The following is a 16963-nucleotide window of genomic DNA, read 5'->3' as shown; positions in this document are numbered from 1 at the left end:
GCACAATCGTTGGAATGACACGGCATACAGTTCGTATATGCGATTGTATTTACCATCCCTCCTGAACTTACCAACGATAGTTTCTGCCGCAGGAGGGGTCAGATTATGAAGAAATTAGAAAGTGGTTTTTAATTTGAAACCGAAATCGAAAACTTCCTCTGCGGGGGGCGCTAACCAAAATCAGGTTCAGGGTTCAGGCTTTCCATGACGGATTTCCCCTGCCCGTTTTGGCTGGCGGTTCAGTGCCTGGTGTATTGCCAATACCCGTTGTACTTTTTTTCGAGGGGAAATCGCATTTCAGCTACCTAACCCATCCAGAATGCGTCGGGCGACATTGGTGTCGTCGAGGTATCCGTCAATACCGTGGCGGTTGTCGGTATGGTTACGCACCGTCGAGTTGTTCTCGATCGTGCCACTCACCGGAAAATTTGTGCCGTCGAGAGGGTAGAGTGAAACCACGTCGCGGGTATCGAAGGCGTTGTACCAGTCGCTAACCGACACCGGATACCTCAACGGCCTGAACTGGTCACGGACGGAGCGAACCGCCAACGGTGAACCGAGGGTGACCAGCAGCGGAACATGTCGCGTGCGCTGGTCTCGCCGCAGCACGCTATAAGCAACCACGGTGCCGAGGGAGTGGCTGACGATGAGCGTCGGCTGGTCGCTCAGTTTGTCGATGACGATCTGGTCTATGGCATCGCGCACGCCAGCGCGGGTGACATATAAAAAAACGTCGCGGGTGAATCTTTCCAGCGCCCCCTGGCTCATGCCGCTGCTGTTATTGTCTATCGCCCGTAAAGTGGCCTGGACCCACTGCCAGTTCAGCGGTCCCCGCGGATTGGGATTATTACCATACTCAGCGTCAACTTCGGCGTCTGTAATTCCCGCCTGCTGCCGGATGGATTCGGCAAACTCCGCCTGAAACACCAAGAACTCTTCGTCGACCTGTCCGCGCGCCTGGATCTCCGATGTCAGGGGAATGTCGAAATCATTGGCAAAACGGTCCAGAACATCACCATAGAAGGGAAAGGTAACCTCAAGGTCGTCAGGCAGTGTACGCCCGAGCGAGTTAGCCCCACGTCGCAGGGCTTCCAGCCAGCTGCTCTTCAACGTTTCAGGATCGCGTCCCTGTTGGTCGCGGCCGTGGATGAACACTATGTGTCTGACCGGAGACGCACCCACTGGGAACACTAACCCTGCTAGGCCGATCGCCGTACCGGTGGCAGTCATGCGCAGTAGATCGCGGCGCTTCATTTACGATTCCTTGAGCTCAGGAGACACGCCTGAAGTCCGGACCAGCGCCTTGGCGCAGCACTTCCCCGACGATGTCCATGCCGGTTCTGTCCAGAGTGGTCCACAAGCCCGGGATCAGGAAGTCGTGCACGTTAAGGATCCGTTCTGGCAATCGCACACCCTTCACCCGCAACAGACTCCAGCCTTGGGACAGCATTGGCATGAATGGCACTGGGGCGCGCGATGCTATGCCAATATTACCGGCCAACATCGCGACGTCGAATAGGTCCACACCGAGGTCGCCATACATGTAAGAAGCGACCGACTCTACCTTTTTGGGCAAGCCGGCATCGTCGTAGGCGTAGGCACAGTAGATGCCCAAGGTCGGGTCGACCCCCTTGAGCACGCGGATGCGATCTGCCAAGCGGCGTGCCGCGTCATTTCGCTGGTCGCGGCTACCTTCGATACGGAACACGCCGAAGCGCGCGGCGGTGGCGACCGCTGCACGCAGTTCGATAAGACGCTTTTCTTCACTGAGGTAGAAGGATCGCATCGGACTACTGGGGGCGGGTACGTAACTGACGTTGCTGACACTGGTACGATCTACTACCACGTTGCCGACATAGCCATTGATCGCCGCCAAAACGGTACCTGAACCGTTGGCGAAACGCAGGGCAACGCTAGCGGCGTGCATATTTTTCAGGATCACCTCGACAAGTGCCGAATCGCGGTCATTTACGAACTTGACCAATGCGCCCCGGCTGGCCGTCACATCCACTAAGCGCTGGCCCGATACTGAGAAACCGCAGTTAACGACAAATTCAGATGGCACGCCTCGGGCCTGGACAATGATGTCCCGCGCTGCGTTGAAGCCAGAATCCGTCGCCGCGATGCTGATCGACTCCGCACTTGCCCGTGGGTTATCCGCCCACAGGCCAGCTACTCCGGCATTGTCCAGCTCGGAGCTGGCCACGTCGAAGATGGTGGCTGGTATTGAGGTATTAGCATTTGCCGGAGTGGAGGACGCGGCCAGTCCGATATAAGCACCTTCACCGGACATCACTTGCGAGTCCGGCCGTTGATTAATACGTATCGAAACTGCCTGTGCCCGTTTCGGCACTTCCCGCGCCAGGAAATCCTTTAACTGATAATTGGGCACCACATCCTTACCGTCAACCTTGCGGATCATCTTGGTATCGGGGTGCCGGAAGGCGTCGAGGAAGGTGCTGGTATAAACTCCTTGATAAACACCGCTGCTTTCGCTCACCGACGCCTCCCACGATGGGTCGCCGACCAGCGTGGCGAGAAACAGGTCGACGTCCGAAGGGGTGGCCGGAATGCCTCGACTGGTGGGGAAAATCAGGCTGCCCCGAACCCGCTCGGTGCGCAGGCTGTCCGAGCGTGAGCGGCATGCATCCGAGATGAATACCACATTGGGGATGCCCGACTGACGCGCAAGAGCGACGCTCTCGATAAGGCTTATTGCTTCGTTCGGGTTTTCGGGAGCCTGTGAAAGCAGCCAATATTCCGAATAGTTGTTGATGAATCCATGGCCAGCAAAGTAGATGATCAACTGGCGCTGGTTGCCTTGGGAGACGATCGCATTAACGGCGTCGAACAGTTCGGCGACTCGAACCGGCTTGGTGTCGTCGACGAATAGCTTGACGGTAAAACCTTCACTCTGTAGCCATTGTGCGACCTCGCGTGCCCCGGATTTTGCTGCGCGCAGCGGCGGCAGGTCGCCTGCCTTGTCAACGCCGATGACAATGGCGCTGCGCGGTTCTGCCGCATCAACGCGGAATACGCCGAGCGCAAGGGCACCCGTCACCGTTACCCCATAGCATAGAAATCTGCGGCGCTCCATGTGCACACCTGCTGATTCAAGATTCAGTGCCCAGTGGGGGGAGGAGAGCAAGCAAGTGGCGTAACGGCACAACCGCCGCAGAGCATGCGCTAGAGGCCTGAGAGATGCTGCTGTCAATGGGATGCAGAGTCACTGTCTCGCAGGACTTGTTTCAACCTTAGGCTTCGTCGACTCCCGATCTTCCCGAAAATTCTACGTTTGACTCTAGCCTAGAGGATAGCGTTTGCAACCTGCGCAGAACATATACCCTCGGGCCTGCAGAGTCTCGCAAAGCCAGGACACGCATTATCTCCCAGTACTAAAGGAGGTGCCAGTGAACGCTAAAGGACCATTCCAGTCTGGCGTCATAGGTTTAGGCTCAATCCCATGATCAAAGGATACCGGCTGCGATGGCCCATCCACCTCTGCATCTTAAAACACTGTTCGCCTGAACCCTTGATGCAGCACCTCTCCCGCTGAACTTCGTCAATGATGAAATCAGACGAGCCTCACAGCCTGCGATATGAGTAGAAGACCTCACCTGATGTCCGGGTTTCCAGAATAAAAGAGGATTTATCATGAGCAGCACCTTCTTCATTCCCTCCGTGAACATGATGGGCATTGGCAGTCTCGACGAAGCAATGCTCGCCATCCGCAAATATGGTTTCCGTAAAGCCTTGATCGTCACTGATGCAGGCCTGGCCAAAGCCGGCGTGGCCGCCAAGGTAGCCAGCCTTCTGGCCCAGCAGGACATCAACTCCACCCTGTTTGATGGGGCCAAACCGAATCCGACGGTCAGCAATGTCGAGAAAGGCCTTGAGCTGCTTGGTCGCAGCGACTGTGATTTCATTATTTCCCTGGGCGGCGGTTCACCCCATGACTGCGCCAAGGGCATTGCCCTGTGCGCCGCCAACGGCGGGCACATCAGTGATTACGAAGGCGTGGACCAATCCGCCAAGCCACAGATGCCATTGATCGCGATCAATACCACCGCCGGAACGGCGAGTGAAATGACCCGCTTCTGCATTATTACCGACGAAGTCCGGCACGTGAAAATGGCCATCGTCGACCGTAACGTCACCCCACTGTTGTCGGTCAACGATCCTTCGCTGATGGCAGGCATGCCCAAAGGCCTGACCGCCGCCACCGGCATGGACGCGCTGACCCACGCTATCGAAGCGTACGTGTCGACTGCGGCAACGCCGATCACCGATGCCTGTGCACTCAAGGCCGTGGAATTGATCTCGGCCAACCTGCGCACTGCCGTTGCCCAGGGTGACGACATGACCGCCCGGGAAAATATGGCCTACGCGCAATTTCTTGCCGGCATGGCCTTCAACAATGCTTCGCTGGGCTATGTCCACGCCATGGCGCACCAACTGGGTGGGTTCTACGACCTGCCCCACGGCGTGTGTAATGCGATCCTGCTGCCCCATGTCGCCAGCTTCAACGCCAGCGTATGCCCTGCCCGGTTTAAAGACATCGCCAACGCAATGGGGGTCGACACCCAGCATCTGGATGCGGAAAAAGGCGCCGCCGCGGCCATCGCCGCCATCCGTAAACTGTCTTCGGATGTCGGTATCCCGAGCGGCCTCGCCGAACTGGGCGCCAAGGCCGACGATATCCCGATCCTGGCAACCAATGCCATGAAGGATGCCTGCGGCTTTACCAATCCGCGTCCTGCCAATCAGGACGAGATCGAGCAGATTTTCCATACCGCGATGTAATCGATGTGAAGTGATGCCAGCCAGATCAACAGCCCCGCCTTCGGTTGAAGTGCGGGGCTTTATCGCTCAGCTCTCAGAGGAACCGATTGAGTCAGGACTGGTTTCAGCAGCCAGTTTCAATCGGTCAGCTTTACTGATGTATTTATCCTTGCTTGGCGGTGCCAATTTGGCACTAGCCTTTTTGGCGTGAGCCTTTAATAGCTGCTTTATTTTTTTACGACGATTCATGTTTTTCTGCTCAGCTTGTGAATTCTTGAGTGATATCAGCTTGAAATAGTGGCTGACTCGTTCAACTCAAGCGGGCGGATCGATCTGATCCAGCATCCGATTCGCCGTGATTTCCGCCAACATGATGCTGTTGGAAATGCCCAACATTTCTTCGTCAGACCTTCGTGGAATGGGCGGGGCAGACCATCAATAAATCCTTTTGGGCTGGAGCTTTCTACCGGCAGCAACGCGCCAAAGGGAGCACCTACCAAGCTGCTGTACGCGCACTCGCGTTTAAGTGGATTCGGATTCTGTATCGATGCTGGCAGACCAGGACGCTCTACGATGAAACCACCTATTTGAATGCCTTGAGGAAGCGCGGTTCACCGCTCCTGAAGAACCTCGATTTAGGTTGACTGACTTCCTCAGGGCGTGAAGCTGCCCTTCGCAGAGGGCAGCTATCGGCATTCCGGGATATGGCCATATCGCGTCGATCAGCATCAGATCCTTGCCGTCCGAGACGAGAAAGGCGAGCGCCGCGGTCTGTCCACCTGAGTGAAGTGCTGAGGCGACATACCGGGTTGAAATTCTGAACGGAAGAAAATTGTGGATCTGGCAGCTACGGCACGTCCTTACCTGCACCATCCCCCGTTTGCCCAGGCACCGCTGGACAATTCTGCATGCCCCCTCAGGCATCATTTGGCCAACAACCGATAACCCTTTTGTCAGGCTCTCGATCGACTCACGTGGTCACTACACACTTGACGGAGGATGGGGCATGGGTGGGATTCAGTTGTTCATCCCCCTAAACCCCAAGCATCTGCTGTATACCCGGGTCGGCGTGCGTCCACCGGTTAGGGGGACAATTCTCAGCCATGAGGAAGCTCGTTTCATCCGCAGGGTAATCATTGAAAAATGCTCAGCGATATATCTTCGCCACAGATACAACCGATATCGACAAAGTCAGGCCGCGGACGGTTTCCCAGGACATGTGCCGTCAGGAAACTGAAATGTGGGCTAACTGGCATCGGGAACAATCCGCTTTGGAAGCTGAGTATCCGGACCTCATACCAAGCACCTAAACCAGGCCAGCATTTTGGGGTTGCCAAGGGACGCCTTCTTTCCCTCAACAGAACTGCGCACCTGTGCAGTTCACTCCTCAGATTTTGCTTTTTGCAACAAAGAACACAGAAATCTTGTCAACGGGAGGGCAAGCTCTCAACGAGCAGTGCGCCACTAGCCGATGAGCTTATCGCTCCAAACGTCGGCTCGACTGGATGTGGTTGAGATTGCCGTAGATGTAGATCTTCAGCAAGGTCGTGGGGTGGTGAGGCCAGCCAGTATCGGCTGGGATGCCACCTTCAAAACCCAGATTGACCAGGTCGAGTTCGTCGACGAAGACTTCGGCTAATCGCATAGGATTGGTATCGCTGACGTAGTCGTCGAGGCTCTCGGGAAGTAAAGCGCTTCACGAGGTGATCTTCCTGCGGAACCCGAATGCCGGATGCAACTTTGAAGATAGTGAAATCTACTCGCTTTGATGATATCCGCGCCAGAACGGCTTGGCCGTGGCCCTACGGTAACTGGGCCGGATCGAACGCACGCAGCTTATCCTCGACTGGCTGCAAAGTGTCGAACTGCGTCGTCGTGTGCATGCTGGCCTGAATAAAGGTGAGGCGCGTAACGCCTTGGCCAGGGCGGTCATCTTTAACTGTCTGGGTGAAATCAGGGATCGCGGGCTGGGAATACATCAACCTGACCGGCGATTACGTTTGGCGGCAGAGCCGCAAGCTGGAAGACGGTAAGTTCAGGCCGTTACGACAGCTCGGAAAACCCGCCAGAGCGTGCTGTTCTTGCTAGTCGCGGGTTCGATAGTCTCTCGATCGTGCGATGACGCCGGCCAGTCCCACGGCCAGCAGGCAGAGGGGGAGGAGTGCAATGACCCCGGCAATGACCGGCATTTTAAGGCCTGATGAAATCAGGTAGACGATAGGCGCGTAGAGTATCCCGCAGGCATAAGCGCCCAGCAGCATGAGCGAATAGGAGATGGAGAGGCTTCGCAACCACATGGCGCAAGCCAGAAGCAGACCGGGGATGACGAACAGATAGGCAACGCTGGGGACGTAGAATGCAAGTGCTGCGCAGGCAATGCCGAACAGGACAATGGCCATGGGGCGCAGCACGGAATTCTTGCCCTGATGCTGGCGGCGAGCGCGGCAGCGTTGCGCCCAAAGACCGCAGAGCACGAACGAGGCGATACCCAGCGCATACATGGTGGGCAAGGGGAGTACCAGCAGCGTGCCGCCTGGCAGTGGGAAATAGGTTGCGTCCTCGTCAGCGCTCAGGGAGGAGAGGTCGATACCCTGGATAAAGTGGTTGCCTACTTCACGCACTGTCTTTTGGTAGCGAAACAAGGTCTCTGGCGCAAGGTTCTCCACAGTGTCGCTCATGTGGTGGTAGTGTTGAAAACCCTCCACGACCGCAAAATTCAATCCCGCGATGTTCTTTTTCCTGAACACCGTAAAGTCCGTGTCGTTTTGCAGCATCTTGTAAATCAGGGGAGTGAATGAGAAGGATATGATGTCCCGAACCCCTGCGTTCAGGTTCCTGATCAGGGTGTAGTCCTTCTGCGAGGTCTCGAACAATAAAGGGATGCCCTGGTTACCCCTGGCTTCGAAGTTCGCCACCAGGCGGATGGCTTCACGTTCCGGCGCGCTGAGCTGTGAGACGTAGTGCTCCGCTCCCAGTAGGCCCAGTTCTTCGCCATCGGTGAGTAGAAAGATAACGTTGTTTTTGGCATCGCTGCGGGTAATGGTTTCCCGCATCAGCTGGAGTATCGAGGCAACAGCCATGCCGTCGTCACTGGCCCCGGGGGCGGTACCGACGCTATCGTAATGCGCCATGAACAGGACCGTCGCGGTCGCTCCCGGTACGCGACGTGAGGCTATCAGATTGATTCCCTGGCCGCTGTCGCCTTCCAGCAAGCCGGAGCGAATTCGCACTTCCTTTTCAAAACTGTCCGCGCCCACCCGGGCCAGCTCGGCATCAAATGCTTGGCGTTGGTGCTCGTTCAGCTCGGCGTAGAGCATTTTCTGCTGGTTCACCATGCTTTCGATGGTAAATCGAAAGGGTTGCTCAACCACCTGGTAACCCATGCCCGCAATCGTTTCCTGCAAGTAATGCCTGACAGCGGCCTGGCGTGGTGACGCGGTGGGGTGGGGGGCGGCGGCGATGACGCTCAGGTTATTGCGTACATTCAGATAGCCGATATCGCGAGCATCGGCGGCTGTCAGGGCGGCGGGTTTCACCATCCCTATTCCATGAACACTCGCCAGAGCGACAACGGCCAGCAAACATAAACTCAATACCAAACGCTTCACTGGTTTTTCCTTGGGTTCCGACGCTGCGAGTTTCGGTAAACGATCGTCTTGCGGACGTTAGTCCGCTTTCACGTCCAGGACGCATTCCATGGCACCGCTCTGCAGCGTACGCTGTTTTCTGAGAACGACTTCAAGCGCGCGGTCAACGGGCAGTACGGGAACGCCGATGCCGATAAAGATTGGAATGGTGGTGATGAACAGCTGCTGCAATTCCCCGGCGTCGGCAAAACAGGCTGCCGTTTTGCCGCCACCGACCAGCCAGACATTCTTGCCCTTCGCCGCCTGCCTGGCCCTGGCCGCGACGGCCCCGGCATCACCGCGTACGAAGGTGATATCCAAATTGGCGGGGGCTGACAGACTCCGGTTGCTCATGACAAAGGCGGGGATATCCTGGTAGGGCCAGTCATCGGGAGCGTTCGACATGATCCACTCATAGGTCTGTGACCCCATGACCACCGCTCCGACCGTCTGATAAAAATCATCGTAGGCTGTTGCGTCATCCCCCAGCGCAAAGTTCTCCAGCCAATCCAGTTTGTGTTGTTGAGTGGCAATATAGCCATCCAGGGTGGCTGCTACGTAATAGACCAGCGTCGACATGTGTCTTCCTTGTAATCATGCGGGCGGGAAATGACCCGTGAATAAAAGAGCCCCTCTGGAAAGTGGCGAGGGGCAATGGAGATCATTTATTTAGGGGAGGCGAAGATAATGCCATTTCCACTTGGCAGGCGCTTCGCCTGTTTGACGTTGAAGCCGCTGTTTTCAATGAGGGTTCTGAATTCATCCTCGTTGCGCTCCTTGCCTCCGGCGATACCGAACAAGGACAGCATGTAAAGATCCATCATTGCGCCCGTGGAGTTGGGCTGGGCACTTTCGCTCTGGTCAATCACCAGGTCCACTACAACCAGCAGCGCATTGTCCGGCATGCTCCGCCGGCAGGTGGCCAATATGGCCTTGCAGTCTTCATCGCCCCAGTCGTGCAAGACATGGGACAGCAGGTAAACGCTGCCACTGTCCGGCAGGCTCTTGAAGAAGTCCCCGGCGAGGATTTCAAAGCAGCCAGCTTTTCCACTTTTGTGCAGATGTTCCTGCGCGATTTTGGCCGCGACGGGTAAGTCGAAAAGTATGCCTTTGCTTTCTGGCCATTTGTCCAGCATGTGCATCAGCAAATGCCCTGAACCACCCCCAACATCGACAATGATCTCACCGTCATTCAGGTTGATGTTCTCCAGGATTTCCGGGATCTCCAGGTCCAGTCCCATGTCTTGGGAGCGGTCAAAAATGGCCCGGCGTTCCGGGTGCTGTTCAAAATACTCGAACAGGCTGATGCCGTAGTGCATCTTGAAGCTGGATTCGCCGGTTCGGATTGTCTGCGCCATGCCACGCCAGGCTTGGCCCATTTCACCATTGATCAACAAAGCACTGGGTTGAGCGGAAGCAAAGGCGTCATGGGTCAGACTGGCGCCGAGATCGGTCAAGGAAAAACCTTCGTCGGTTTCATTCACCAGCCCGAATGGTTTCAAGGCTTTCAACAAGCGTGACAGGGCGGTGACATGGGTGTGTGTCTGTTCAGCCAGCCGTTCGATGGAGGTGGGTTGGCCGGCTGATTGCAAAACATCAGGCAGGCGCAGTTCACAGAAGGTTTGAATCGATTGTGAAATAAGTTGGCTGTATAAAAGCTGTCTTATCTGTTGCGGCATCGCAACATTTGTCTCGGGTGGCCGTGCCATGTTGGTATCCCTATCGCCGGGCGGCGTCCATACAGAAATGTTGAAACGACTCCTCCGGCCCCAGTGGGGTCGGAGGAGGCAGAATTACTTGTAGGCCACGATGATGCCGTGTGGGGTCCAGCCTGGAATCGCGGTGCGTACGGGGTTTTTGAAGCCGGCTTCCGCCAGGCAGCCCTCATACTGTTTCCAGGAATAGATCATGCCCCCCTCGGCAGGTAGACAGGCAAAGTAGACGCTGTCCAGCGCGGCCATGACCGGGCCGTCGCCTTCATCGTTGGACATGGAGTTGAAGATGACCACACGCCCGCCTTCTGGCAGCGCATCGTAGGCCTTGCGCAGCATGTGGGTGTTTTCTTCCAGGGTCCATATCACCAACTGGTGGGCGAAGAGAATGCAGTCGTAACCCTCGGGGAAGGGCTGGTGCAGGATATCCAGTGCCTGGGCTTTTACCCGGTTGCTGAGTCCGGATTCATTAATTTTGCCTTGAGTGACCGGAATGGAGTTGTCGATATCCAGTACCGTTACATTCAGGTGCTCGTTGTGCCTGGCCAGGGCGATGGCGTTGACCGCGTCACCGCCGCCCGCGTCGAGCAATTTGTTCACGCGCGACAGGTCGAGGTGCTTGACCAGATCCTGGTTGGCCAGTTCGGACCACGAGCGCATATAGCGATAGAACACGTTTTCCAGTTTAGGATTCTGGTGCAGGCGGTGATAGAGGTCTCGCCCTTCGCCTGGGAAGCGCTGCAGGCCGACGTTGGTGTTTTTCTGCAGGGACTCGGTAAAGTCCAGCTGCCCTTCATAGACGATGTAGTTCTCAAAAGCCACGGTATCCTTGAAACGTTGCCAGTCGTCCGTGGCCATCAGGTCCTCGACCACATCGGCATTGCGGTAGATGCCGTTTTCCTTGACCAGCATGCCCAGGGAGGTGGCGCCCAGCAGCAGTATATCGGCGGCGCGTTCCTGCAACTTCAGTCGGCTGCTGATGCTGTCCTTGGTGGCTTCGCGCAGGTCGCTGACATGCTCGAACAGATCCAGTTCGCAGCTGGCCCGCAGGTATTGGAAAGCGGCGTGGCCGAAAAGAATGCCCGACAGGCCCGGCATATCCAGTACCGCAGGCTTGACTTGATCGGTGGTGCGATGAGTAAAAGTCATTTTTTCTTCCTTGCTTTGGTTAATTCATGTTTCACGCAATCTTTTTGCATCACGTTGTATCTATGCCGTCGGCTCTGGCCAGATCTGCGCGATATGTTTCAAGCAGTCTGCGCGTGACCCCTTGAATCCTGCTTCGGACCAACCCGATGGAATGTCTCTTGCGCTTGGCCATATCGAATATTGTTTGTTGGCGTTAACGACGACCACGCATGGCACTGCGTCGTCGTCCCCCAGAAATGTCGGCATGGTTCTCTCCTTTGCTTTCCCGTATATCGGACCGGTTTTGATGGGGTGCGAGATGCAGTCAGAGCGTTACCCCGCTCCGGCACAGCCTTTCGTCTTGAGGTATTTCAATCTTGATTTCTTCAGGTTCTCCAGCACCTGGCCGGCTGTGTTAGTGGTGTTTTCCTTGGCCAACAAACTGGTGTTTTCTTCGCCTACGAATTTTTCGCAGACCCCACGATGGGCGCTGTAGACCTGCGCCAATATGGTTCGCATACGTTCAGCCAGTTGAGGGTAGGTCTGCTCAATGAAGTTCCAGGCCTCGGTGGACTGGCGCATCGAGCGAATCATCACCACATGGTCACGCCAGTTGATGCCACTCATCTTGGGAGGAGCGATCGGCGGCATGAGCGTCGGTCGAATCTGGCTGACGTACTGTTGCGAATTCAGATCGGTGGCAAACTCAAGCGTGATGCGCGAGATATTCATTAGTTGAATCAGCCGATTGGCCTGTGCGCAGGCCAGTTCGAGGTCCTTATCGTGGGCAGCGCTGATCAGGAGGTTGGTGCACAGGCTCATGCCTTGGCACAGGACCATGAACAGCAGGTGACCGCGCACCCAGCGTCTCAGGGGATCCTGGTCGTCTTCCTCGACCTTGCTTTTCGGTGCCTGGAACATCACGTGGGACTCGGGCATGAGCCGGGGGCTGGCAATCGTTTGCAGGATCACCTGCGCGACTGACATCATGTCGCTCCACTCCGAGTGATCCAGGCTGGTGCCACTGCGCTGGACCAGTTCGCCCGTTTGAATTGCCGCATCGAGGGCGGCGTTGACCATCAGGGCAACAGTGTCGCCCTGGTGCCGTTCGATACCGAAGGCGAAATCGTTGTCTCGGTTTTCCTGGTTTTCCCGTGGATCATCGGTTATCGGGCCCGTGGAAGCGCAGGGAAGTTGCGCCATGACTTCACGCAGCGTGCAGAGGTACTGCTCGAGGTTTTTCGGCCGGGGGCACGCTTCGAGATACTCCAAAACCTGCCGTGCCATCGCCGCAGAGGGGGCAAGCACCCGCTCGGTGGCCGGCAGGTTTTCCGGGCAGCCCAGGATGAAGGGTGCATGTGCAATGGGAAAGGCTATCGATTCCATGATATTCGTCCTGTCTCTGATCAATCCGCTACGCGCCAGGCTTGGCCATGAAGCCGGTGTCTATCAGGTAACGCAAAATTGTGTGCGCGTAGGCCTTTGTCGTTTTCGACAAGGCGATGTCCGAGGAGGCCAGCAGCTCTAAGGTCTGCTTGCATTCCAGCGCGGGGTTCACTTCATGGATGTAGTCAGGATCCAGCGCACGGTGAGGTTGCGGATCGGCATCCCTGATCAGGGGCACCAGCGGGTACAGCAGGTGTCCGGGCGGTACGCTCAATGCCTGCTGCCGACCGTGTTCGAAGTCGACCAGCCTGAACTCATAGCCGAACTCGTGGATCCAGTCGCAGAACTGACGGATGGTGACCGGCTCCGGGTTGAACAAGTGGAAGAACTTGTCCCTGCCCTGCGGTTGCAGCGATATGTGCACGATCGCCGCGGCGACATAGTCCACAGGCACGATGTCGAAGATGCGCGGGTAATCCGGCACGATGCCCATGGGCAGGAAACCCCGTAGCGCCACCAGCAGGTAGTCGATGCTCTGTGAGGCACCCGTTTCGGTATGGCCCAGGATCAACCCCGGGCGGAAGATGCTGACCGGAATACCGCGGCAGAGGCCAAGATTGGCCACCCCTTCAGCCACCCACTTGCTGCCGGTGTAGCCCACTGGCACGCCGACGGCGGAACGCAGGGGGGCATCGTCCTCGATGAAGGGGCGGGGGATATGCGTCGCCAGGAGCGTATCCACGGTGGAGACATACTGAACACTCTTGAGTCGAGTGGTACAGGCCAATTCCAGGATGGTCTGCGTGCCTCCCACGTTGGTCGCCTTGAGTGCGCTGTAGGGATAGACAAAGTTGACCAGGGCACCGTTGTGATAAATCACATCGACTTCTTCGGCCAGCGTTCGCCATTGATGCTCGCTCAGGCCCAGGTGCGGCAACGCCAGATCGCCCGCGAGGCACTCCACCCGATGCAGTTCGCTGCCCACGTCGATGCGGTAGGTTTTCAGGCCTTCCAGAATCCTGGCCTTGGCATGCTCGGCACTCTTCGCGCGGCACAGGCAGATGACACGGCTCGTGGTGCGCTTGAGCAACTGTTCGATCAGGTACAGCCCCAGGTAGCCGGTGGCTCCGGTCAGGAACACGACAGACGGCTGGTACCAGTTGGCATGCGGTAAGCCGTCCGGCCGGATGTGTTCTTCCAGGTAGATGTCCTGCTCCAGCGTTTGTGCATGCTGGCGTGACAGGAGTGCCGTGAGGCCTTCGCGACGGTAGATTTCAATTGCCTGCGCCACCGCTGCCGGGGTCGGTGTCAGGAAAAACTCATGCAGTGGGATCTGCACCTGGTATTTGGCCGCCAGGGTGCCTGCCAGGCGCGTGAGCAGAATCGAGTTACCGCCTTGCTCGAAGAAATCCGTGTCCGGCGTTACCGCCGCGAGGCTGAGTACATGCGCGAAATCCTCCATGACCGATTGTTCAAGGTCGGTGCGTGGCGCACGGCATTCCGTGGCCGTGGATTCGTTCAGTTGGGGGGCCGCCAACTGATTCAGCTTGAGCATATCGACCTTGCCGGTGGCGGTTCTTGGCAGTTCATCCAATAGCAGGAGCTGGCTGGGGATCAGATAGGCCGGCAAGTGGCGCAGCAATTGCTGTTTGATGCCGTCACTGTTCAGGCCGGGCTGTTGCTCGATGGCCGCCACTAGTCGTGCCTGTTCGGTTCCCGCGTGCTGGGCGAAGACGATGGCCTCCTTCAGCTCAAGCACCTGGCACAACAGATGAGCCACTTCATTGAGCTCAATGCGATGCCCGCGAATCTTTACCTGTTGGTCGCGTCGGCCCAGGTAGCTGATGGCCCCCGATGACCAGCGTCGTCCCAGATCGCCCGTTGCATACAAGCGTCCGTTGCCAAATGGGTTGGGCAGGAAGCGCTGCGCGGTCTCCGCAGGTTTACCCAGATAGCCACGCGCCAGGTTCTGGCCGGCGAGCATGATTTCTCCCGGAACGCCTGGAGGGACCGGATCGAGATCGGGGTCGACGATGTAGGCTTCGGTATTGTCGACTGGATAGCCAATCGGAATGGCGCCGGCGCCGTTTTCCTTGACCGCAAAATACAGCGCATCGATGGTCGCTTCGGTGGGGCCATAGAGGTTGGCGACGTCTGCCTGCCAGACCTTTTGAATCTTGCGTGCCAGTTCGGGGCTGAGGACTTCGCCGCCACTGAGCACCAGCTTGACCGCCCGGCAGTCGTTGGCGAACGGGTGGTCGATCAGAGTGCCGAGCAGGCTCGGTACGCCACCCAGAACGCTGACGTGATGACGGATCATCAGATCGAGCAGGGCGGTGCTGTCCTCCATGGTCCTGACATCCGCCAGCACGATGGCGCCACCGTTCAGCAGCGGCCAGAACAACGCCCAGATGCTGGGGTCGAAGCTGAACGAATGGTTATGCAGCACGTTGTCTTGTGACGTCAGCGGCCAGGTTCGTTGCCGCCACAGGATGTTGTTCACGACTTGCCGGTGCTCGACAATGACCCCTTTGGGAATGCCGGTGCTGCCGGAGGTATAGATCAGGTAGGCGGCATCGCTGTGGCTGAGCCCCTGGGGCGCCGCCCAGCGAATGCCTGGATCAAGCGCCTCCATTCGTATCCTGGCGACCTCTGGCCACCCCTCCACGGATTGCTGGTCAGAGGTAATGACCAGCTCGCAGCCACTGTTTTCAATCAGGAACTGGATGCGGTCGGTGGGCAGGCGGGGATCGATGGGTAGGAACGCATGACCTGCTCGCAATACCCCCAGCAGCGCGCCAATGAACTCGGCAGACCTGGGCAGTGCCACGGCGATGATGCTCCCGGGCTTTGGCACGTGCTGGCTGATATTCGCCGCCACCAGTGCTGCCCTTGCCCATAGCTCGCCATAGCTGAGTTGTTGGCTGTGGTCGATAACCGCAATGCCCTGCGGGGATTTCTCCGTGCTGGCGGCGACCAGTTCTGTCAGCGTCAGCTGTGGCGGCGTCGTACGAGGGCCATGGGCCTGAGCTAGAACGGTTTGCTGCATCTGCTGGCCCATCAGCGCAACCGTTGCGATTGGCTGCTTGCCGGGCGCTGACAATACGCTGATGAGCGCCTGGGCCAGAACCCCAACCTGGCTCGTATTCAGCACGGCGCAATCATAATCCAGCGTCAGGCGGAGGGTGCCGTCGTTCATCCAGCAGGAGATGAACAGGTCAAGGTCGCTGCAGGGCTGCTTCGTTGGCAGGCGCGTCAGGTTGCCCGTGCGGGTGGAGCGCTGTTGAACATCGTCCGCGATGAGGTTCACGCCGGTCTGGAAGTAGGGGGTGCGACTCAGGTCCCGCTTCGGCGGGCAAACTTCCAGCAACGTGGAAAAGGAGGGATGGTCGTTGCCGTTGAGCTGTTCCTCCACCTGATGTCGCAGTTGTGCCAGGGTGCTGTCATCCGGCATATCGACGCGGACCGGCAGGTAGGTCTGCAGCGGGCCGATCAGGTTGGCATGCGCCTTGTCACGCACCTTGATTGCGCAAAGCGCCGATTGCGATCCCTGCCAGCGCATCAGAACCGTCAGCCAACTGGCGACGATATCGGCTTCTGCTACTGATCGGTTGCCCCATGCGGTAAGGACTTCATGTACCTGACGATCTGAACCCTTGATGGCGGGACGGGGATTTTCGGTCGGAATTTCCGTGGCGGCAGGCGCCTGAAGGCCTATCCCCCATTGCTTCCACTGCTCGGTGGTCTGCGCATCCCGTGCCAGCGTCTGTTCGCGTTGGAACACCTCGGCCAGCGCACCGACGGCGGGGGGCTGATGATCGGGTTCGGCCTGGAAGAGGGTTTGGGCAATGCGTTGCAAGGCATGTTCGTCCACTACGATAGGATGGCCGACCAATTGCAATTCATGGTGTTGCGCGGCGGTTCGAGTGATGAACGCACGCAGCAACGGCCCCTTGTCGAGTTCGAAGGCGGTACCCAGGTGCTCAGCCATGTCGGCATCGGACTGCGGGTGATCGAAGAACTCCAGTTTCACCAGGCCCGTATGCATCAGAAGCCTGACGGGGCGGCCCAGCACTTCGACGAAAAGGCTGCGCAGGGCCTCGCTGTGTGAGATCCACGAGCTCAGGTTCTGTTGCACGACAGCAAGGTCCACCGTGCCGGTGAATTCATAACGCACTGTTACCGGCAACGTTGCCGTTCCCGCCAGTTGGGCCAGTAACCAGAGGCGCTTTTGTTCGCTGGACAACGGATAGGCACCGAGTGCGTCGCGGGCAGCGGGCAGCGAGCGCAGTGCGGCCTCGAAAGTATCGATGTTGGGGCTTTGCATGA

General features: G+C 57.6%; 11 protein-coding genes and 4 pseudogenes. 3 read left to right on the top strand and 12 right to left on the bottom strand.

Going from position 1 to position 16963, the window contains the following annotated elements:
• Nucleotides 1-297: 297 nt before the first annotated feature.
• Together ACA067_RS21855 and ACA067_RS21850 are read right to left on the bottom strand one after the other, a co-directional pair.
• Entirely contained in the window at nucleotides 298-1254 is a 957-nt protein-coding gene (locus tag ACA067_RS21855; RefSeq protein ID WP_497458449.1) for a hypothetical protein, read from the bottom strand.
• A gap of 16 nt (nucleotides 1255-1270) precedes the next feature.
• Nucleotides 1271-3097: a caspase family protein gene (locus tag ACA067_RS21850; protein ID WP_497458448.1), complete on the bottom strand. Its 1827-nt coding sequence runs from the start codon at nucleotides 3095-3097 to the stop codon at nucleotides 1271-1273.
• Between the two features lie 557 nt (nucleotides 3098-3654).
• Between ACA067_RS21850 and yiaY the strand changes: the two genes are divergently transcribed.
• On the top strand, nucleotides 3655-4803 hold the full coding sequence (gene yiaY, locus ACA067_RS21845) for an L-threonine dehydrogenase (RefSeq protein ID WP_497458447.1): 1149 nt from the start codon (nucleotides 3655-3657) through the stop codon (nucleotides 4801-4803).
• Nucleotides 4804-4869: 66 nt separating this feature from the next.
• Here yiaY and ACA067_RS21840 read toward each other — a convergent pair whose 3' ends face one another.
• The gene (locus tag ACA067_RS21840; RefSeq protein WP_497458446.1) at nucleotides 4870-5031 is read right to left on the bottom strand and encodes a DUF2986 domain-containing protein; all 162 of its coding nucleotides are present in this window, start codon (nucleotides 5029-5031) and stop codon (nucleotides 4870-4872) included.
• A 66-nt stretch (nucleotides 5032-5097) separates the two neighbouring features.
• Nucleotides 5098-5190 (bottom strand): annotated as a pseudogene (locus tag ACA067_RS21835) (DUF6124 family protein); the annotation flags it as partial.
• Between ACA067_RS21835 and ACA067_RS21830 the strand changes: the two are divergent.
• Nucleotides 5175-5426, top strand: a pseudogene (locus tag ACA067_RS21830) (IS110 family transposase); the annotation flags it as partial. The pseudogenes ACA067_RS21835 and ACA067_RS21830 overlap by 16 nt on opposite strands.
• Nucleotides 5427-6262: 836 nt before the next feature.
• Here ACA067_RS21830 and ACA067_RS21825 read toward each other — a convergent pair.
• A pseudogene (locus ACA067_RS21825) lies at nucleotides 6263-6475 on the bottom strand (transposase); the annotation flags it as partial.
• Between the two features lie 79 nt (nucleotides 6476-6554).
• Between ACA067_RS21825 and ACA067_RS21820 the strand changes: the two are divergent.
• A pseudogene (locus ACA067_RS21820) lies at nucleotides 6555-6870 on the top strand (Tn3 family transposase); the annotation flags it as partial.
• Here the strand turns inward: ACA067_RS21820 and ACA067_RS21815 are convergent.
• The 7 genes from ACA067_RS21815 to ACA067_RS21785 form a co-directional block, all read right to left on the bottom strand.
• The gene (locus ACA067_RS21815; RefSeq protein ID WP_497458445.1) at nucleotides 6867-8390 is read right to left on the bottom strand and encodes a M28 family metallopeptidase; all 1524 of its coding nucleotides are present in this window, start codon (nucleotides 8388-8390) and stop codon (nucleotides 6867-6869) included. The pseudogene ACA067_RS21820 and the gene ACA067_RS21815 sit on opposite strands and share 4 nt — an antisense overlap.
• Before the next feature lie 57 nt (nucleotides 8391-8447).
• Nucleotides 8448-8987, bottom strand: a complete 540-nt coding sequence (locus tag ACA067_RS21810; RefSeq protein WP_497458444.1) for a dihydrofolate reductase family protein — start codon at nucleotides 8985-8987, stop codon at nucleotides 8448-8450.
• Between the two features lie 86 nt (nucleotides 8988-9073).
• Nucleotides 9074-10117, bottom strand: a complete 1044-nt coding sequence (locus ACA067_RS21805) for a methyltransferase (RefSeq protein WP_497458443.1) — start codon at nucleotides 10115-10117, stop codon at nucleotides 9074-9076.
• An 84-nt stretch (nucleotides 10118-10201) separates the two neighbouring features.
• Nucleotides 10202-11269, bottom strand: coding sequence for a methyltransferase (locus tag ACA067_RS21800; RefSeq protein WP_497458442.1), 1068 nt, complete (start codon nucleotides 11267-11269; stop codon nucleotides 10202-10204).
• A gap of 60 nt (nucleotides 11270-11329) precedes the next feature.
• Nucleotides 11330-11515: an MbtH family protein gene (locus tag ACA067_RS21795; RefSeq protein ID WP_497458441.1), complete on the bottom strand. Its 186-nt coding sequence runs from the start codon at nucleotides 11513-11515 to the stop codon at nucleotides 11330-11332.
• A gap of 66 nt (nucleotides 11516-11581) precedes the next feature.
• Nucleotides 11582-12634, bottom strand: a complete 1053-nt coding sequence (locus tag ACA067_RS21790; protein WP_497458440.1) for a 3-methyl-L-tyrosine peroxygenase-related protein — start codon at nucleotides 12632-12634, stop codon at nucleotides 11582-11584.
• A gap of 28 nt (nucleotides 12635-12662) precedes the next feature.
• Nucleotides 12663-16961 (bottom strand): amino acid adenylation domain-containing protein, encoded by a 4299-nt coding sequence (locus ACA067_RS21785; protein ID WP_497458439.1) that lies wholly within the window; start codon nucleotides 16959-16961, stop codon nucleotides 12663-12665.
• Nucleotides 16962-16963: the final 2 nt, after the last annotated feature.

The sequence above is a fragment of the Pseudomonas sp. LBUM1674 genome, from assembly GCF_059695635.1.
Note: the sequence above shows the minus strand (reverse complement) of the source record. Positions and strands in the feature narration are given on the sequence as shown.